The sequence below is a fragment of the Streptomyces sp. NPDC050423 genome (assembly GCF_040655445.1).
Lineage (GTDB): Bacteria > Actinomycetota > Actinomycetes > Streptomycetales > Streptomycetaceae > Streptomyces.
Genome location: NZ_JBFAJY010000053.1, coordinates 1 through 19,551, shown reverse-complemented (window position 1 = coordinate 19,551; position 19,551 = coordinate 1). Strand labels below are relative to the sequence as shown.

Genomic DNA, 19,551 nt, shown 5'->3' with positions numbered 1-19,551 from the left:
ACCCACACCCCCCCCGCCCCCCCCCCTATACCACCCCCCCCCCCCCCCCCACCGGGTCGCCCTTCAATTTCACCCCAACCCGGTTTTGGGGGGGGGGGGGGGGCGCCCCCCCCCGGTTACGGGAAGGGGCGGGGAGGGGACAAGGCCCGCCGCAGGCGCACCCACCCACCCCCCACCCACCCCACCCCACCGACCCACGCACCACCGCACCCCACCCCGAGCCGAACCACCCCACCCCCGCGCCCCCACACGCACAACGGCCGGGGCCGGACACCAACGGTGCCCGGCCCCGGCCGCGATCCAGCAGTCAGCGCACGCTACTTCTTGCGGCGCCGCCCACCCCCACCACTCTTCTGCGCCTTGCGCCGCTCAGCCCGGGTGAGCCCGTCGGACTCGGCACCGGCCCCGTCACTGTCCACGTTGGAGAAGTCGCCCTCGACGACCCCGCCCTCCCCGTCCACCGTGGGAGCGGAGAAGTGCAGCCGGTCGGGACGCTGCGGAGCGTCGAGCCCCTTCGCCCGGATCTCCGGACGCGCCGCCGGCACGGCGTCCTCCTTGGACAGCGAGGTCCCCGCGTCCTGCACCGGCACCTCCTCGACCTGCTGCTCGACCTGGACCTCCAGGTTGAACAGGTAGCCGACGGACTCCTCCTTGATGCCCTCCATCATGGCGTTGAACATGTCGAAGCCCTCGCGCTGGTACTCGACCAGCGGGTCCTTCTGCGCCATGGCCCGCAGGCCGATGCCTTCCTGGAGGTAGTCCATCTCGTACAGGTGCTCACGCCACTTGCGGTCCAGCACGGACAGCACCACGCGCCGTTCGAGCTCACGCATGATGTCGGAGCCGAGCGTCTTCTCACGCTCCTCGTACTGATCGTGGATGTCGTCCTTGACCGACTCGGCGATGAAATCGGCGGTGACCCCGGCGAGATCCCCGGCGGCCTCCTCCAGCTCGGCGACCGTGACCTTCACCGGGTAGAGCTGCTTGAACGCACCCCACAGCCGGTCCAGGTCCCACTCCTCGGCGAACCCCTCCGCCGTCTCCTGGCGGATGTAGTCGTCGATCGTGTCGTCCATGAAGTGACGGATCTGGTCCTGGAGGTCCTCGCCCTCAAGCACCCGGCGCCGCTCGCCGTAGATGACCTCACGCTGCCGGTTGAGCACCTCGTCGTACTTCAGGACGTTCTTACGCGTCTCGAAGTTCTGCTGCTCGACCTGCGACTGGGCCGACGCGATCGCCCGCGTCACCATCTTGTTCTCGATCGGCACATCGTCCGGCACGTTGGCCATCGACATCACGCGCTCGACCATCTGCGCCTTGAACAGACGCATGAGGTCGTCGCCCAGCGACAGGTAGAAGCGGGACTCGCCCGGGTCGCCCTGACGGCCGGAACGACCGCGCAGCTGGTTGTCGATGCGGCGCGACTCGTGCCGCTCGGTGCCCAGGACGTAGAGCCCGCCGAGATCCTTGACCTCGTCGTGCTCCGCCTTCACCGCCTGCTCGGCCTTCTCCAGCGCCGCCGGCAGCGCGGCCGCCCACTCCTCGACGTGCTCGACCGGGTCGAGTCCGCGCTGGCGCAGATCCGCCTCGGCCAGGTCGTCGGGGTTGCCGCCCAGCTTGATGTCCGTACCGCGGCCCGCCATGTTCGTCGCGACCGTGACGGCACCCTTGCGGCCGGCCTGCGCGATGATCGGCGCCTCCCGGTCGTGCTGCTTGGCGTTGAGGACCTCGTGCTGCACACCGCGCTTCGACAGCTGCTGCGAGAGGTACTCGGACTTCTCGACCGAGGTGGTGCCGACCAGGATCGGCTGGCCCTTCTCGTGCTTCTCCGCGATGTCGTCGACGACAGCGGCGAACTTGGCGACCTCGGTGCGGTAGATCAGGTCCGACTGGTCGGCCCGGACCATCGGCCGGTTGGTCGGGATCGGCACGACACCGAGCTTGTAGATCGTGTGGAACTCTGCGGCCTCGGTCATCGCCGTACCGGTCATGCCGGAGAGCTTGCCGTAGAGGCGGAAGAAGTTCTGCAGGGTGATCGTGGCGAGGGTCTGGTTCTCGTCCTTGATGTCCACCCCTTCCTTCGCCTCGATCGCCTGGTGCATGCCCTCGTTGTAACGGCGGCCGGCGAGGATACGGCCGGTGTGCTCGTCGACGATCATGACTTCGCCGTCGATGACGACGTAGTCCTTGTCCTTCTTGAAGAGTTCCTTGGCCTTGATCGCGTTGTTGAGGTACCCGACGAGGGGGGTGTTCACCGACTCGTAGAGGTTCTCGATGCCGAGCCAGTCCTCCACCTTCGCCACACCGGGCTCGTGGATCGCGACGGTCCGCTTCTTCTCGTCGACCTCGTAGTCGCCGGTCTCCTCGATGCCCTTGAGCTGGTTGCCCGCCTCACCCTTGGTCAGCCGGGTGACCAGCTTGGCGAAGTCGCCGTACCACTTGGTGGCCTGGTCGGCGGGGCCGGAGATGATCAACGGGGTACGGGCCTCGTCGACCAGGATCGAGTCGACCTCGTCGACGATCGCGAAGTTGTGACCGCGCTGGACGAGCTCGTCCTGCGACCACGCCATGTTGTCGCGGAGGTAGTCGAAGCCGAACTCGTTGTTCGTGCCGTACGTGATGTCGCGGCCGTACTGCTCACGGCGCTGGGCCGGCGTCATGTTGGCGATGATGCAGCCGACGTCCAGTCCGAGGAACTTGTGGACCCGGCCCATCATCTCCGAGTCACGCTCGGCCAGATAGTCGTTGACCGTGATCAGGTGCACGCCCTTGCCGGAGAGCGCGTTGAGATACGCGGGCAGCGTGCCGACCAGGGTCTTGCCCTCGCCGGTCTTCATCTCGGCCACATAGCCGAGGTGCAGGGCTGCGCCGCCCATCATCTGAACGTCGTAATGGCGCTGTCCGAGGACCCGCTTGGCGGCCTCACGGACGGTCGCGAATGCTTCGGGAAGCAGGTCGTCCAGGCTCTCGCCGTCCGCGTACCGTTCCTTGTACTCGTCGGTGAGCGCCCGCAGCTCGGCGTCGGAGAGGTTGACGAAGTCCTCTTCGATGGAGCTGACCTGGTCCGCGATGCGGTGCAGTTTGCGCAGGATCTTGCCTTCGCCTGCACGCATGAGCTTGTTGAAGACGGACACTGAGGCTGGTCTCCTTGCCGGTCGGGCCTGGCACTGGGTCGTGTTATGGACTCTGGCGCGGGCACGGCAGGTGGGCCCCACCGCAACGGCCATCGTAAGCGAGGACCCCGCCGCGCCGGGAGGGCTGCCACTGCGTTGAGCTCGCAGTGCCCTTCCCGATCAACGGACGAAGGGCACCGAAGGTGCCGGGAAGTCCGAAAAGTGCTCGCTCCGCACCCCGGCAGGTCACCAGAATCCGTACATGGAACCGATCACTCTCACCACCGACCGCCTGTTGCTGCGCCCCTTCGCCCCGGGCGACGCGGACGCGGTGCACGCCGCCTGCCAGGACCCGGACATCCAGCGCTGGACGGTCGTCCCCTCGCCGTACAGCCGCACCGACGCGGAGCTCTTCACCCGGCAGTTCTCGCCCGGCGGCTGGCAGGACGACTCCATGTACAACTTCGCCGTCGTGCTGCGTGACGGCGGGGCCCTGACCGGTGCGCTCGGCATCAACCGCCGCAATCAGCCGGGCACGTACGAGGTGGGGTTCTGGACCGCCGGGGAGCACCGCGGCCGCGGCTACATGACGGAAGCGGTCCGCCGCGCCGCCCACTGGACCTTCACCTCGCTCGGCGGGGACCGGCTGGAGTGGCGGGCCGAGATCGGCAATGTGCCCTCGCGGGCCGTGGCGCTGCGGGCCGGCTTCCTGATGGAGGGCGACCAGCGCTCCGGACTGCTCAACAAGGGGGTGCGACGCGATACGTGGGCCGGTGCGCTGCTCCCGTCGGACCTCGGGCTGCCGGGGACCTGCGCCTATCTTCCGGCGGTGGGCCCCACCCGCTCGTGAGGACCGCGGAAGTCCCGGCCGGACTGTCAGTGCCGCCCTCTAGGGTTCGAGGCATGACGCCTGTGCAGCCTCCCGCAGCCGAACTCTCCGCCGATCAGGCCCGCAGGATCGCCCTGCGCGCCCAGGGATTCCTGGGCGCCCCGGACCGCCGGGCCGGGGTACCCGGGGTGCTGCGGCATCTCGGGGCCGTCCAGCTCGACACGATCTCCGTGCTCGCGCGGTCGCACGAGCTGATTCCTTACGCGCGCCTCGGCGCGGTCGGCCGGCGCCCTGTCGAGGAGGCGTACTGGTCGGGTGGCCGCGCCTTCGAGTACTGGTCGCACGCGGCGTGCGTCCTGCCGGTCGAGGAGTGGCCGCACTTCGCCTTCCGCCGCCGCGCCTACCGCTCACGCCCGCAGTGGCACCACGACCTGCCCGACGGCGCGTACGACACGGTCATCAAGCAGTTGCGCACCGAGGGCCCGCTGACGGCCACGGAGCTGGGCGGCGCGAAGAACGGCGGGGAGTGGTGGGACTGGTCGGCGTCGAAGGTCGCCGTCGAGCGGGCCCTGATGTACGGCGAGGTGGTGTGCACCGAGCGGCGCGGCTGGAAGCGGGTCTACGACCTGGCGGAACGCGCCCTGCCCGCCGCGGTGCTCCACGACGACCTGGACGACGCGGAGTGCGTGCGCCGGCTGGTGGCGCTCGCCGGGCAGTCACTGGGCGTGGGCACCCGCGCGGACATCGCCGACTACCACCGGCTCAAGGCCGAGCAGTTCGACGCGGTGGTCGCGGACTCCGGCCTGGTGCCGGTGACGGTGCAGGGCTGGTCGAAGCCCGCCTGGGCGGATCCGGCGGCGCTGGCCTCGGAGCCACGCGGCCGGCACCGTACGACGCTGCTGTCTCCGTTCGACTCGCTGGTCTGGGAGCGGGCGCGCACCGAGCGGATCTTCGCGTTCACCCACCGGCTGGAGGCCTACGTCCCCAAGCCCAGGCGGATCCACGGCTACTTCGCGATGCCCCTGCTGGCGGGCGGCAGACTGCAGGGCCGGGTCGACCCGGCGCGCGAGGGCACGACGCTGGTCGCCCGGCAGGTGTCCCTGGCGGGCCCGAAGGCCGTGCCGCCGATGGCGGAGGCTCTGGTCGAGGCGGCGTCGTGGGTCGGCTGCACCGAGGTCCGGCTGGAACGGGTGGAGGCGCCGGAACTGCGCGGGCCGCTCACGCGGGAAATCGCCCGCGTCCTGGCGTGACCGCACATTCCCGGGGCTTTACCCGGCCGCGTCACCTGATCTCGAGGATCTTCTCCCGCATGGCGTAGACCACGGCTTCCATCCGGGAGTGCAGCTGGAGCTTCTCCAGAATGTTGCGGACGTGGTTCTTCACGGTGTTCTCGGAAATGAAGAGTTCCTTCGCGATATCGCGATTGTTCATGCCTGTGGCAACCAGTTTGAGGACTTCGAGCTCACGCTCGGTGAGCCGGGGCGCCGGCACCAGCCGGCGCTCGTCGGTCCGCTGGATCATCGATTTGAACTCGGTGAGCAGTTTCGACGCCATGGACGGACTGATCTGGGACTGCCCGTCGGCGACCGCACGGATCGCGGTGGCGACCTCGTCCGTGGAGATCTCCTTGAGGAGATATCCGGTGGCGCCCGCCTTGATGGCGTCGTAGAGGTCGGCCTCCTCGTCGCTGATCGTCAGCATGATGATCTTCGCGCTGGGGGCCACCTCCTTGATGGAGGTACAGGCCTCGATACCGCCCCGTTTGGGCATCCGTACATCCATCAGCACGATGTCCGGCAGCAGATCGGCCGCCTTGTCGACCGCCTCCGCCCCGTCCCCGGCCTCGCCGACGACCTGGATGTCCTCCTCGTGCGCGAGGACGATCTCCAGTCCTCTGCGGAAGAGGGCGTGGTCATCGACCACGAGGACCCGGATCGGTTCCTTACGGGAACCACCGTCCTCGTCCGCTCCGGTGCGGGCACCGGAAGCATCCTCGGCATCATTCGCGTCGCGTACGGGCCCGAAGGTGTCCGCCATCGTTCCTCCCCCTGAAGGCCACGGCCTGAAGTTCACAAACTGTCCGCCAACGGCAGTTCACAGAGCACCGATTGGCTTGGGCCGCCATGATTTCACGCCTGGACGTCCGAGCGGTGATCCAGTGGTCGCACGCGGGTGCCCCGGGGGCGCACAAGGCGCACAAGGCGCACCAGGGGCACCACAGAGGGGGCGTCAGCCGCCGAGCGCACCACCCGCGCCGCCCGCCTCATCGGCGGCCAGCGGGTCGGTCCTCAGGTGGATGACACCGTAGTCGTAGGCGTGCCGCCGGTAGACGACACTCGGCTCCTTCGTCTCGGAGTCGACGAACAGGTAGAAGTCGTGTCCTACCAGCTCCATCTCGTAGAGCGCCTGGTCGAGCGACATGGGTGCCGCCACGTGCGTCTTCTCGCGCATCACCAGCGGGCCTTCGCCCTGTACCTCGAGCGAGCCGATCCTGGTGGTGGGCACGGGCTTCGCCGGCTCGTCGGCGATCAGCACGCCGTCGCCGTTGAACGAAGCTGCTTCCGGTACGACTTCGGCGACCTCGGCAGCTGAGATGCGGCCCGAGCCACGGCGGCTGAACCGCTTGTCGTGCTGCTTGCGCAGCCTGGCCTCCAGCTTGCCGGTGGCCAGGTCCAGCGCTGCGTACGGGTCGCCTGCGGCCGCTTCCGCCCTGATGACCGGCCCACGCGAGCGGAGCGTGATCTCCACCCGGTCGGAACGGTCGGCCTGGCGGGGATTCGGCTCCTTGGACACCTCCACGTCGAGGCTGATCACCTTGCCGTCGAACTTCTGGATCTTGTCCAGCTTCAGCTTCTCGGCCACGTGCTTGCGGAACCGCTCGGGCACCTCGGTCTTGCGGCCCTTGACGACGATGTCCACGCAGAACTCCGTTCCCGGATCGCTCCGCTCAGTGGCGGAGCATCTCCCTTTTGCACCAGGCCCCGGTGGTAACCGGAGCCGCGGACTCGGTGGCTTCCACCTCCTCCTCCCCCGGCGGCGAGGTCTCCACCCCACCGAATTTCCGGATTCTGAACTGCTGGTGGGTCACCTGCCCGAAACCTGGTGGTGCATTCGCCGAGGTCTGGCATTCACCATTCCTCACAACCGAACATAGCCTGCTAGGCGGCCTGTCGGCACCCGCTACTCGCACGTACCTCCGTTCAGGTCTTTTTACCCACTCACTACCTGCAACGATGCAGGTTCACTTCCGGTTCCGGTTTATTTCGAAGGCGGACGGAGACACTGCGACAACGGCCGCCTGCCGCACCCCGGAACCAGTGCCGTCCGGCCCGTCGGACCCGTCGATCGCCCGCGCCGCCTCGGCCAGCGAGGCACCCGTCGTGAGCAGGTCGTCGACCAGCACCACCCGTCCGGCTGCCAGCAGCCGCCCGCCTCCCGCCGCCATCTCCAGCGCACCCGCCAGATTCGCCCGGCGCTCCCCGGCCCCGAGCCCCGACTGGTCGGCCACCGCACGCCGCTGGCGCAGCACCGCGGCCACCCTCGCCGGGGTGCCCGCACGCCGCAGTTCCGCCGCGGCCGCCAGCGCGATCCGGCGCGTCGGATCATGTCCTCGTGCCGCCACGGCCCGGCGCGACGACGGCACGGGCACGAGCAGCAGTGGTCCCCGACCCGACGGCGGCCCCGCCCCGGCCCGCACGGCACCCGCCAGAGCCTTGCCGAGGGCCCCTGCCAGGCCTAGCGCACCCCGCTCCTTGTGGGCCAGCAGCAGCGCCCGTACCGCGTTCTCGTATCCGGCGGCGGCATGCACCGGGGGCAGACCGGCCGGCTCCGGATCGGGTCTCACCCGGCGGGGCGCCCCGCCGTGCAGCTGCGCGCCGCACTCCGCGCACAGCTCGGTCCGCGGTCTGCCGCAGCCCCCACAGGCAACCGGCAGGACCAGTCCGGTGATCTCCCGCCACCACCCGCTCATGACTCCACTGTGCCCCCGCCCGAGCCGCCGGACCACCCCTGTGGACAACCGCCCGGATCCAGGAGGGCATGGGCCGGCACAGGCGGTACGGGAGCACGGGGCGCGGCGGTCCGGGCGGGCGCGGGCGTCAGCCCGGGTAGACCAGCGCCGAACCCTCCTTGAGGACCGTCTGCCAGTTGTCCCCGGGCAGCAGCTTCACTATTCCGTCGCCCTGGGTGTCCGCCATCAGCGGCAACTGCTCGTCGTCCGCAGCGGCGATCGCCAGCACCTGGTTCACTCCGGGCAGCACGCCCGACGAAGGTGTCGAGCCGTCCGCCTGCACGTAGCGGACCTGCTGCACGCCGCCCTGCTCCTTGCCGACCACCACGAGACGGCTCCCGCCCGACCACGACATCGCGGTCACATCCGCCAGCTGCGGCGCGGCCTGTCGCAGGTCGACCACGGAGACCTGCTGCTTGTCCTGCGGTCCCTGACGCTCGATCCGGCCGATCCTCAGCGTCGTACGGCCGTCGCTCGACAGCAGCAGGGCGATGCGCACCCCGTCCGAGGACAGCCGCAGTCCCTTGATCCGGCTGCCGTTCAGACTCGGCACCGTGACCTCCTGCGGCTTGCCCGCACCACCGGCCAGCCGCAGGAGCCTGGGATTGTCCGGGTCCCGGTCGGCGACCCAGAGGTCGCCCCTGCCGTCCCAGCTGGGCGCCGTCAGACGGTCCTCGGAACGGCCGGCCTTACTCGTCACCGCCGGGGGCGGCAGCTGGCCGTCCGCGGCGATGGAGGCCACGTAGAGCGCGTCGCGGTGCTGCGAGAGCGCCGCGGCCAACTGCTCGTCCCGGGCCACGCCGACCTCGCTCACCCGCACCTGACCGGCACCGAACGGCCCGGCCACCGGCTCCGGCTCCCCGCTGCCCCTGGTGCTCCCCGGAATGCGCTGCACATGCCCCTTGGCATCGACGAAGTACTGGCTGTCGGGCCCGCCCGACGAACGGTCGGGGGCGTACTCCTCGGCCTGATCCGACCCGAGCACGCACAACGGCGAACCGTCCGAGCGCTGCAGCTCCACCTGCTCGACCCGCGCCGATGTCAGGTCCCGGAGGGTGAAGAGCACCTGCGAGGCCATCATCCGGCAGGAGCGCTGCCCGACCCCGTCGGCCTTCTTGTTGAGCGGGACCTTCAGTACGTTGCGGTCGTCGGGCGTCAGCGAGATGACGTCCTTGCGCAGGCCCGTCCCCGCGGGGAAGCCTGATTCGACCACCGGCCGCAGCCACTCGGTCGGGCCCCTCAGGAGACTGCGGACCGCCTGTGTCACGGTGTCCATCCCGGTGGCGGGGTCCGTCCGGTTACGGATGTAGACCGGGTCGGCGACCAGCGTGGACTGCGCCTCGGAGCGCCCGGTCGCGAAGTAGAACTTGTTGACGGAACGGTAGAGCCGCTTGAAGTCCGACTGCCCGAGCACCAGGCCGTCCGGCACTCGGTCGATGCGCCACTCCTTGCCGTCCGGCCCTTTCTGCCGCACCAGATGGAGGGTGCTGGTGTAGTCCGTCGGAGCGAGCGGCTGGTACGCGTTCTGCTCGTCGACCGTCGCCACCTTCTCGCCGGACAGCGTGTAGCTGACCTCGGTGGTGCTGCTGCCGCTCCCGTGGTCCGGCCGGTCGCTCCGGTTCGGCGCCTTGGCCAGCACGGTGGTGAGCGCACTCGGCTTCCAGGCCTTCGACGTCTGCTGCGTGAGGTACTTGCGCGTCGTCCGGAAATCGGAGTCGTCGCTGGTCATCGACTCCAGGAAACCGTCGACCACCTCGTTCGGCGTGGCACCGTCGCGCGGCGCGACCGCGTAGACCTGCACCTGGGACTCGCCGGGCTGCGAGGCGTCCACAGCCTTGACATCACCGGTGACGGGCATCGAGCCGCACGCGGTGAGCAGCAGGGCGCCGCATCCCAGCAGCACGGTCAGCCCCGCCGCACGTCCGCGGCCACCCTGATCACGGTCAGCGCCCACGCGTCGTGTCCTCCCGCCCCGGATCCTGCCTCGGGGAGTCGTTGTCGCCGGGCCGCTCCTCGGAGGGCCGCGGCACCACCCGTGCGCCGCTGCCCGGCAGTGCCGCCGGGTGCACCGAGACGGGCGCGGTCCGGGCGGCTGCGGGGGCGCGAGCCGGTACCGGCAGCGGTGAGCGGTCCGTACCCGGCGGCTGGGAGGGCACCGCCATCAGCCGGTGCTCACTTCCCGTGGCCTGTGCGGGGGCGGCCGCGGCCCGCTCCCGGTTCTCCCGGTTGCGCCGTGAGTCCTCGGGCTCCAGCGGTATCGGCGAACCGCGCAGCGGCTCGTCCGCCGTGCGCGGCAGTGTCAGCCGGAACTGCGAGCCGCCACCGGGCTCGCCCCAGGCCTGGAGCCAGCCGCCGTGCAGCCGGGCGTCCTCGACGGCGATCGACAGTCCCAGACCGGTGCCGCCGGTCGTCCGGGCGCGGGCCGGGTCGGCCCGCCAGAAGCGGTTGAACACCCGGGTCGCCTCGCCGGGCTTCAGCCCCACTCCGTAGTCCCGGACGGCCACCGCGACCGCTCCGCCGGCCACTTCCATCCGCACCACGACATCGCGGCCCTCACCGTGCTCGACGGCGTTGACGACCAGGTTGCGCAGGACCCTCTCGACCCGTCGCGCATCGGCCTCCGCTATCACCGGCTGCTCGTCACCGACCACCCGGATCCGGGTGCCCTTGCGCTCGGCCAGCGGCTCGGCGCCGCCGATCACCCGTCGCACGACCTGCCGCAGGTCTATCGGCTCGGCCTCCAGCGCCGCGGCTCCCGCGTCGAACCGGCTGATCTCCAGCAGATCGGAGAGCAGCGACTCGAACCTGTCGAGCTGGTCACCGAGCAGCTCCGCGGAGCGTGCCGTGACGGGGTCGAAGTCCACGCGTGCCTCATGGATGACGTCGGCGGCCATCCGTACCGTCGTCAGGGGCGTCCGCAGCTCGTGCGAGACGTCCGAGACGAACCTGCGCTGCATCCGCGAGAGCTCCTCCAGCTGCTGGATCTTCAGCTGAAGGTTCTGCGCCATCTTGTTGAAGGCCTCACCGAGCCGGGCGATGTCGTCCTCGCCGGTGACCTTCATCCGTTCCTGGAGCCGGCCGGCGGAGAGCCGTTCGGCGATCCCGGCCGCCATGCGGACGGGTGTGACGACCTGGCGCACCACGAACCAGGCGATGGCCCCTAGCAGCACGACCACGAACAGACCCGCGGTGGCCAGTGTGCCCTTGACCAGGGTCAGGGACTTCTCCTCCTGCGTCAGCGGGAAGACGTAGTACAGCTGGTAGGGGTTGCGGTCGATGTCGTAGAGCCGCTTGCCCACGACGAGACCGGGCTGCGACTCCTGCCCGTTCGCGTAGCGGATCAGGGAGTACGTCTGGAATGCTCCCGGGCCCTTGTTCACGGACTCGCGGAGGCTCTGCGGAATGCTCGCGGCCTCGACGCTGCCCGAGCCGCGGGGCGCACGGGAGCCCTCGTCGGCGCTGAGCGCCACCACGTTGAAGGCGTTCTTGCCACCACTGGCGAGCTGGTCGACGAGCTCGGTCCGCCAGGAGTTGTTGGCGGTCGTGCCGTCCGCGGCGTCGCCGCCCTGCCCGGTCGTGGGGGTGAGTGGTGCGTTCGCCTTCTCCTGGGCCGCCGCGAATCCGCCCGCGGCCTGTGTCTGGGCGGCCTTGCCCTTCGCGTCGAGCAGGCCGTTGCGCACCTGCCCGATCACGACCAGGCCGAGCAGCAGAACCACACCGAGCGACATCAGCAGCGTGCCGGCGACGACCCGCAGCTGAAGGTTGCGCCGCCACAGCCGCACCGCGGGCAGCAGCGGACGCCGCACCCAGCGCATCAGCAGCCTCGGCACCGGCCCGCCGGGCGCCCGGTCCTGGAACAACCGGCCGCCCCGCAGGATCCGCCCGACAGGCGACGACGCAGGCCCTGAACCGGCAGCCCGCTCCGCACGGACTCCCGGCTCCCCGGGCTTCGGAGCAGCGCTACCCAGGGACATGTCAGCTCGGTCCGGCCTTGTAACCGACGCCTCGGACGGTCACCACGATCTCCGGCCGCTCCGGGTCCTTCTCGACCTTGGAGCGGAGGCGCTGAACATGCACGTTCACCAGCCGGGTGTCGGCGGCATGACGATATCCCCACACCTGCTCGAGCAGTACCTCACGGGTGAAGACCTGCCACGGCTTACGGGCGAGCGCGACCAGCAGGTCGAACTCCAGCGGGGTCAGGGCAATGGACTGCCCGTCCCGCTTCACCGAGTGCCCGGCCACATCTATGACCAGATCGCCGATGGTCAGCTGCTCCGGCGCCGGCTCCTCGGACCTCCGCAAACGTGCCCTGATCCGGGCAACCAACTCCTTAGGTTTGAACGGCTTGACGATGTAGTCGTCGGCCCCGGACTCCAGGCCCACCACCACGTCAACCGTGTCGCTCTTGGCAGTGAGCATGACGATCGGCACGCCTGACTCGGCCCTGATCAGCCTGCAGACCTCGATGCCGTCCCTACCGGGCAGCATGAGATCCAGCAGAACCAGGTCCGGCTTTGCCTCACGAAATGCAGCAAGTGCCTTGTCGCCGTCCGCTACGAACGACGGCTCGAACCCCTCACCACGCAGCACAATGCCGAGCATCTCGGCCAGTGCGGTGTCGTCGTCGACGACAAGGACGCGTCCCTTCATAATCGACATCATCCCATTAGCTAATCGTTATCTGCGATGACCTGGCACACAGCTCTGCCAGTCCGACCCCTGTGACCGGGGAGATTACGCCCTCCTCCGTGACGATCGCCGTGACCAGCTCCGGCGGTGTGATGTCGAAGGCGGGGTTGTACGCCTGGGATCCCGGCGGCGCCACGATCAAGCCACCCGTTTCCCGGCCCGTCACCCCGACCCGGGCAAATGTGACCTCCGTCACTTCCCGTCCGGGTCTCTGCTCCACGGTGATCGCCGCCCCGTCCGCGGTGTCCAGATCCACGGTCGTGGTCGGGGCCACCACGATGAACGGTACGTGGTGATACTTCGCAAGCACCGCCAGCGGATAACTCCCCACCTTGTTCGCCACGGATCCGTCCGCGGCGATGCGGTCCGCCCCGATGAGCACGGCATCCACCTCCCCGGCGGCGAACAGCGACCCCGCGGCGCTGTCCGTGAGCAGGCTGTACGGCATGCCACTGCGAGCGGCCTCGTACGCGGTCAGCCTGGCGCCCTGGAGCAGCGGACGAGTCTCGTCCACCCACAGCCGCCTCAGCCGGCCCGCCCGGTGCGCACCGAGCGCCACCGCGAAGGCGGTGCCCTCGCCTCCCGAGACGAGCGCGCCGGTATTGCAATGGGTCAGCAGCTGCTGCCCGCCGTCGGGCAGCAGCTCGTCCAGGAGGGCGAGCCCGAACCGCGCCATGCGGCCACTGGCCACGGCGTCCTCCCGGTGCAGGGCCCTGGCCTCTGCCAGCGCCTCCGCCGCCGCCCGCTCCGGACCCGCCCCCTTCTCGACCGCCGCCCGGTACGCCCCGGCGGCCCGCCGCACGCCGTAGCCGAGGTTCACCGCGGTGGGCCGCGCCTGCTCCAGCAGCCCCGCGGCCACCTCCACGTCCTGGCCCCGCACCGCGGCGAGAGCCACACCGTAGGCCCCCGCGATACCCAGCAGCGGCGCTCCCCGCACCGCCAGCGTCCGGATCGCCTCCACCAGCGCGGGCACATCGGCACACACCAGCTCGGCCTCTTCCGCGGGCAACCGCGTCTGGTCGAGAAGCACCAGCACAGGGCCTTGCGGAGGCTCGTCCCAGCGAAGTACGGGAAGCGCCGAGGGGGCGGTGCCCACCGGCGGTTGCGCGTCCTGATCAGCCATCCGCCCAGTCTGCCCGGTGAGCCGCCCACAAATGAAGGGACGAAGGAGACAGAGCGCCAGGCCCGGACCGGTGCAACGCGTGGCACGATGGCTGCCAACCTGACGCCCCGATGAGCGGACAGGACCGTTAAGGAGCGAGAATGAACGACACTCCGGGCTGGGCCTCGCCCGGATCTGCCCCCTCCGACGGCCAGGAGGCGGGTATCCCCCGGCCTTCCGAGCCTGTCGACGGCAGCGGACCTGCGGGGAACCGGTCTCCCACGCAGCCGCCCGCAGGGCAGTGGTCCCCGCCGAGCAGTTCCGGCGCCGGTCCCGGCGCGCCGCCACCCGCCCCCGGCTGGGGCGGACGGCCCCAGGGTCCCGGCTGGGGCCATCCGGACGCGGCGCGGCCCGGCGTCATTCCACTCCGTCCACTGGGCGTCGGCGAGATCCTGGACGGCGCCGTATCCACCATGCGCGCCCACTGGCGCACGGTCCTCGGCATCACGCTCACCGTCGCCGTGATCACCCAGACCGCGATCATCTTCGTGGGGCGCTATCTGCTGCCCGATCCCCCGTCCGTCGACGCGAACGCCACGGGCTCGGAAGCCCTGCGCCAGGCAGCCGACTCGTTCCAGACCAAAATGCTCAACACCGGCCCGCCTCTGCTCATCACGATGCTCGCCACGATCTTCACCACAGCGGTACTGAGCGTGGTGATCAGCCGCTCCGTGATCGGCCGCCCCGTCACCCTCTCCGACGCGTGGGCCGAGGCCCGGCCCCGGCTGCTCCCGCTGCTGGGCCTGACCCTGCTGCTGGCCGTCATGGCCTCGGGCATCATGGCCGTCGGGTTCCTGCCCGGCTTCCTCCTCGGCGGCACGGCCGGTGTCGGACTCGCCTTCCTCGGGCTTCTCGCCGCGTGTGTCGTGCTGGTCTGGCTGTGGGTCCGCTTCTGCCTCGCCTCCCCCGCGCTGATGCTGGAGCGGCAGTCGATCATCGTCTCGATGCGACGCTCCGCCAAGCTGATCCGGGGCGCCTGGTGGCGGACCTTCGGCATCCTGGCGCTCACCTGGCTGCTGACTCTCATCGTGACCCTGGTGATCGGGATCCCGTTCGGCGTCATCGCGATGGTCGCGGACGGCGGCGGTCTGGACGCACTCGTCACCGAGGGCGCCAACAGTTTCGGCTGGTCGTTCCTGATCGTCTCCGGCATCGGCGACGTGGTCATCGCAATGATCACCTACCCGCTCTTCGCGGGTGTCATGGCGCTGCTCTACGTGGACCAGCGCATCCGGCGCGAGGCACTCGACCTCGAACTCGCCAGGGCGGCCGGCCTGCCGGGTTACGACAACAGGAGCTGACGCGGTGTGGGGGGTGGGTGGCACGGCGGCAGCGCAACTGCTGGTCCGGGCGAGCGGCGACATACCCGTGGACACCCCGCGGGTGCCCGCCCGCGAGGCGGCACGGCACGAACTGTCCAAACCGATGTACCACGAGAACGACCCGAACCTCCTCCAGCGCGCCCTCGACCACCTGTGGAAGTGGATCGGCGATCTCCTCTCGTCCGCCTCCGGCGTCGCCCCCGGCGGTCCGGCCGGGCTGGTCGTACTGGCACTGATCGTCCTCGCCCTGATCGCCGCACTCTGGTGGCGGCTGGGCACCCCGCAACGTGGTCTCGGACCGGCGGACGCCCTTTTCGAGAGCGGCCCCCGCAGTGCCGCGGAGCACCGCACGGCCGCCGAGGCCCACGCCGCCGCCGGCCGCTGGAACCAGGCGGTCCAGGAACGGATGCGGGCCATCGTCCGCTCCCTCGAGGAACGCGCCCTGCTGGACCCGCGCCCCGGCCGCACCGCCGATGAAGCCGCCGCGGAAGCCGGCCGCCCGCTCCCCGCACACGCCACGCGACTGCTCGCGGCGGCCCGGCAGTTCGACGACGTCACATACGGTGGCCGCACCGCCGACCAGAAGGCGTACCTGACCGTGCTCGCCCTGGACCTGGAGCTCGGGACCACCAGGCCCGAACTGACCGGCACCCTCCAGGGAGCCGCCGGATGACCGCGGTCACCACCTCTTCCTCCTCGGCCTCCCCGACCCCTCGTCAGGTCTGGATCCGCATACGAGGACTGCTCCTCGCCGTCCTCGTGCTCGTGGCCGCCGGAGTCGCCCTGGCGGCCACCCACTCCGGCGATCGGCACGGACGTCTCGACCCCCGCTCCGCGGACCGCTACGGCAGCCGGGCCGTCGCCGAACTCCTCAAGGACCGTGGCGTCTCCGTCCGTGTCGTCACCACACTCCAGGACGCCACATCCGCCGTCGGCCCCGACACGACGCTGCTCGTCGCCGCGCCCAACCTGCTGACGCCGGGCCAGCAGAACACCCTCCGCACGGCAACCGCCGACACCGCCGGCCGGACCGTGCTCCTCGCCGCGGGTCCCCCCTCCGTGGGCACACTGGCCCCCGGTGTCCGAGCAGAGTCCTCCGCACCGGTGACCACCCGTGCCCCCCGTTGCTCCTCGGACGCGGCCCGGCAGGCCGGCGACGTCGAGACGGGTGGCTTCCGCTACACCTCGGACAGCCTCGACACTCTCGCCTGCTACCCGGCCGACGGCCTCCCCTCTCTGCTGCTCCTCCGGCAGCCGGCCGCGGGTGACACCGTCCTTCTCGGTTCTCCGGACATCCTGTACAACGACCGTCTGGACCATCAGGGCAACGCCTCGCTGGCCCTTCAACTCCTCGGTTCCCACTCGCATCTGGTCTGGTACCTCCCCTCGCTTTCCGACAGCTCCGCCGCAAGCACCGACGGAGGTGATGACGGCGATGCGGGGGACGGGAGCGCGAGCGGCGAGAGCAGCTTCATCGACCTGATCCCCTCGGGCTGGCTGTGGGGCACCCTGCAACTCGCACTCGCCGCCGTACTTGCCGCCGTCTGGCGAGCGCGCCGCCTGGGCCCCGTGATCGCCGAACGGCTGCCCGTGGCCATTCGCGCCTCCGAGTCCACCGAGGGCCGCGCCCGCCTCCACCGCAAGACCAACGCCCGCGACCGGGCCGCCGCCTCACTGCGCCACGCGTCTCGCACCCGAATCGCCCCCCTCGTCGGCGTCTCCCCGCGGGACGCCCACTCCGCCGTCGCACTCCTGCCCGCCGTCTCCACGCGCCTCGGCACGACCGGCAGCGGCCTCCAAGAACTGCTCTTCGGCTCGGCTCCTTCCGACGACGCCGCGCTCGTCCTTCTGGCAGACCAACTCGACTCCCTCGAAAGGGAGGTTCGTACCTCATGACCGCCTCGCCCCCAGTTCCCGCCGGGACAGCCGAGACCATCAGGAACGACGACGCGGCCCGCGCCTCCCTGGAAGCGCTGCGCTCCGAGATCGCCAAGGCCGTGGTCGGACAGGACCCGGCGGTCACCGGACTTGTCGTCGCACTGCTCTGCCGAGGTCACGTCCTGCTCGAAGGCGTCCCGGGCGTGGCCAAGACGCTCCTGGTCCGGGCCCTCGCGGCGTCCCTCGAACTCGACACCAAACGCGTCCAGTTCACCCCCGACCTGATGCCCAGCGATATCACCGGGTCCCTCGTCTACGACGCCCGCACCGCCGAGTTCTCCTTCCAGCCGGGACCGGTCTTCACCAACCTGCTGCTCGCCGACGAGATCAACCGAACGCCTCCCAAGACCCAGTCCTCCCTCCTGGAGGCAATGGAGGAGCGTCAGGTCACCGTCGACGGAACCCCCCGTCTCCTCCCCGACCCCTTCCTCGTCGCAGCCACCCAGAACCCGGTGGAGTACGAGGGCACATACCCGCTCCCCGAAGCCCAGTTGGACCGCTTCCTCCTCAAGCTGACGGTGCCTCTTCCGTCCCGTGAAGACGAGATCAATGTCCTGACCCGCCATGCCGACGGCTTCGACCCCCGCAATCTCAAGGCGGCGGGCATACACCCGGTCGCAGGACCGGCCGACCTGGCAGCCGCCCGCACCGCTGTTGCCGCCACCACCGTCTCCCCCGAGATCGCCGGCTACGTCGTGGATATCTGTCGTGCCACGCGTGATTCCCCCTCGCTGTCCCTCGGAGTCTCACCCCGAGGTGCCACTGCTCTGCTCTCCACCGCCCGCGCATGGGCCTGGCTCACGGGCCGCGACTACGTGATTCCGGACGACGTGAAAGCCTTGGCCCTCCCCACACTCCGCCACCGCATCCAGCTGCGGCCCGAGGCGGAGATGGAGGGTGTCACCCCCGACTCCGTCATCACCGCAGTCCTCGCCCAAGTCCCCGTACCCCGATGAGGCGGTGAATCGTGGCCCTCACCGGACGCACCGCACTGCTCGCCGCTCTTGGGTCACTCCCTGTAGGCATCCTGGCCCCGAGCTGGACGGGCATGCTCGCGGTCAACGCCCCGCTGTCTCTAGCAATTCTGTGCGACTATGCCCTGGCTGCGCCAGTGCGCCCGCTTCAGTTCACTCGATCTGGTGATACAACCGTTCGACTCGGTGACAGCGCGGAAGTGCAACTCACCGTAGTCAATCGTTCCCGCCGCCGCCTGCGGGCACACCTCCGTGACGCCTGGCCTCCCAGCAGTTGGCGACCCGGCACGGAACAGTCCGCGTCCCGCCACAAACTGACGGTCCCGCCCGGCGAACGCCGCCGCATCACCACGTTCCTGCACCCCACCCGCCGTGGTGACCGACGGGCCGAGCAGGTCACCGTCCGCTCGTACGGCCCGCTGGGCCTCGTGGCACGCCAGGGCAGTCATCAAGTGCCTTGGACGGTCCGGGTCCTGCCGCCGTTCACCAGTCGCAAGCACCTGCCGTCCCGTCTCGCCAGACTGCGAGAACTCGACGGCCGCACGAGCGTCCTGACCCGCGGCGAGGGTACGGAGTTCGACAGTCTTCGTGCCTACGTCCCGGGCGACGACACCCGGTCGATCGACTGGCGGGCAACCGCCCGCCAGTCTGCCGTCACCGTACGAACGTGGCGTCCCGAACGCGATCGTCACATCCTCGTCGTCCTCGACACCGGCCGTACCTCGGCAGGGCGGGTCGGTGACGTCCCTCGTCTCGACGCGGCGATGGACGCGACCCTGCTCCTGAGCGCTCTCGCCACCCGGGCGGGCGATCGTGTGGATCTGCTCGCCTACGACCGCCGTGTTCGCGCCCGCGTTCAGCGCCGGGCAGCAGGGGAAGTCCTGTCGGCCATGGTCGCTGCGATGGCACCGCTCGAACCGGAGCTCGTGGAAACGGATGCGCGAGGCCTCAGTGCCACGGCTCTGGCGAGCGCCCCTCGCCGTTCCTTGATCGTGCTCCTGACCAGTCTCGACGCAGCCCCTGTCGAGGAGGGTCTGCTGCCCGTCCTGTCCCGCCTGACCCAGCGGCACACCGTGCTGCTGGCGGCCGTCAGCGACCCGCACATCGAGGAGATGGCCGGTGCGAGAGGCACAGTGGACGCGGTCTACGAGGCGGCTGCCGGCGCCCAGGCAAAGGCCCGTCGACGTCAGACGGCGGACCTGCTCCAGCGCCGTGGCGTAGTTGTCGTCGACGCCACTCCCGACACCCTCGCGCCGGCTCTCGCCGACGCCTATCTGGCTCTCAAGGCAGCAGGTCGTCTGTAGCGAGGCTGCGGACGCGCCCCCGACCGGAACTAACGGGGGCGCGTAAGACGGGGCACGTAAAACGGGACGGAAGGTAAGGGCAGACGTGACCCGCGTGTATCCGTTCAAGCTCTTTCTGGTCGGGAACGCAGAAAAGCCCCGTGCCACAAGGGCACGGGGCTTAACTATAAAAGGAGTTCGGCGGCGTCCTACTCTCCCACAGGGTCCC

Annotated in this window: 15 protein-coding genes; 7 read left to right on the top strand and 8 right to left on the bottom strand. The window is 70.1% G+C overall.

The features are described 5' to 3' along the window. Nucleotides 1-317: 317 nt before the first annotated feature. The gene (gene secA / locus AB0I52_RS29650; RefSeq protein ID WP_363077786.1) at nt 318-3,134 is read right to left on the bottom strand and encodes a preprotein translocase subunit SecA; all 2,817 of its coding nucleotides are present in this window, start codon (nt 3,132-3,134) and stop codon (nt 318-320) included. Between the two features lie 241 nt (nt 3,135-3,375). Between secA and AB0I52_RS29645 the strand changes: the two genes are divergently transcribed. Further along, nucleotides 3,376-3,963 (top strand): GNAT family N-acetyltransferase, encoded by a 588-nt coding sequence (locus AB0I52_RS29645; RefSeq protein ID WP_363077784.1) that lies wholly within the window; start codon nt 3,376-3,378, stop codon nt 3,961-3,963. Between the two features lie 53 nt (nt 3,964-4,016). Beyond that, nucleotides 4,017-5,192 carry a crosslink repair DNA glycosylase YcaQ family protein gene (locus tag AB0I52_RS29640; RefSeq protein ID WP_363077782.1) on the top strand — a complete coding sequence of 392 codons (1,176 nt, stop codon included), beginning with the start codon at nt 4,017-4,019 and terminating at the stop codon, nt 5,190-5,192. 31 nt (nt 5,193-5,223) lie between these two features. Here AB0I52_RS29640 and AB0I52_RS29635 read toward each other — a convergent pair whose 3' ends face one another. The 7 genes from AB0I52_RS29635 to mtnA form a co-directional block, all read right to left on the bottom strand. After that, nucleotides 5,224-5,979 (bottom strand): response regulator transcription factor, encoded by a 756-nt coding sequence (locus tag AB0I52_RS29635; RefSeq protein WP_363031435.1) that lies wholly within the window; start codon nt 5,977-5,979, stop codon nt 5,224-5,226. A gap of 192 nt (nt 5,980-6,171) precedes the next feature. Next, complete coding sequence (raiA, locus tag AB0I52_RS29630; protein ID WP_362967236.1) at nt 6,172-6,861, bottom strand: ribosome-associated translation inhibitor RaiA; 690 nt, start codon at nt 6,859-6,861, stop codon at nt 6,172-6,174. 322 nt (nt 6,862-7,183) lie between these two features. Continuing rightward, on the bottom strand, nt 7,184-7,912 hold the full coding sequence (locus tag AB0I52_RS29625) for a ComF family protein (protein WP_363077780.1): 729 nt from the start codon (nt 7,910-7,912) through the stop codon (nt 7,184-7,186). A gap of 127 nt (nt 7,913-8,039) precedes the next feature. Continuing rightward, complete coding sequence (locus AB0I52_RS29620; protein ID WP_363077808.1) at nt 8,040-9,809, bottom strand: LpqB family beta-propeller domain-containing protein; 1,770 nt, start codon at nt 9,807-9,809, stop codon at nt 8,040-8,042. A gap of 85 nt (nt 9,810-9,894) precedes the next feature. After that, complete coding sequence (mtrB, locus tag AB0I52_RS29615; RefSeq protein WP_363077778.1) at nt 9,895-11,925, bottom strand: MtrAB system histidine kinase MtrB; 2,031 nt, start codon at nt 11,923-11,925, stop codon at nt 9,895-9,897. 1 nt (nt 11,926) lies between these two features. Continuing rightward, a complete protein-coding gene (mtrA, locus tag AB0I52_RS29610; RefSeq protein WP_187740742.1) occupies nt 11,927-12,616 on the bottom strand; it encodes a two-component system response regulator MtrA in 690 nt (229 codons plus the stop codon). A 4-nt stretch (nt 12,617-12,620) separates the two neighbouring features. Continuing rightward, nucleotides 12,621-13,766: an S-methyl-5-thioribose-1-phosphate isomerase gene (gene mtnA / locus AB0I52_RS29605; RefSeq protein WP_363077776.1), complete on the bottom strand. Its 1,146-nt coding sequence runs from the start codon at nt 13,764-13,766 to the stop codon at nt 12,621-12,623. Nucleotides 13,767-13,906: 140 nt separating this feature from the next. On the opposite strand from mtnA, the gene AB0I52_RS29600 reads away from it, so the two are divergent. From AB0I52_RS29600 to AB0I52_RS29580, 5 genes are all read left to right on the top strand, one after another. Beyond that, on the top strand, nt 13,907-15,106 hold the full coding sequence (locus AB0I52_RS29600) for a hypothetical protein (protein WP_363077774.1): 1,200 nt from the start codon (nt 13,907-13,909) through the stop codon (nt 15,104-15,106). Between the two features lie 67 nt (nt 15,107-15,173). After that, entirely contained in the window at nt 15,174-15,800 is a 627-nt protein-coding gene (locus tag AB0I52_RS29595) for a DUF4129 domain-containing protein (protein ID WP_363077806.1), read from the top strand. Then, entirely contained in the window at nt 15,797-17,023 is a 1,227-nt protein-coding gene (locus AB0I52_RS29590; protein WP_363077772.1) for a DUF4350 domain-containing protein, read from the top strand. Before AB0I52_RS29595 ends, AB0I52_RS29590 begins: the two co-directional genes overlap by 4 nt. Next, the gene (locus AB0I52_RS29585) at nt 17,020-18,021 is read left to right on the top strand and encodes a MoxR family ATPase (RefSeq protein ID WP_363077770.1); all 1,002 of its coding nucleotides are present in this window, start codon (nt 17,020-17,022) and stop codon (nt 18,019-18,021) included. Before AB0I52_RS29590 ends, AB0I52_RS29585 begins: the two co-directional genes overlap by 4 nt. 11 nt (nt 18,022-18,032) lie before the next feature. After that, entirely contained in the window at nt 18,033-19,343 is a 1,311-nt protein-coding gene (locus AB0I52_RS29580; protein ID WP_363077768.1) for a DUF58 domain-containing protein, read from the top strand. Nucleotides 19,344-19,551: the final 208 nt, after the last annotated feature.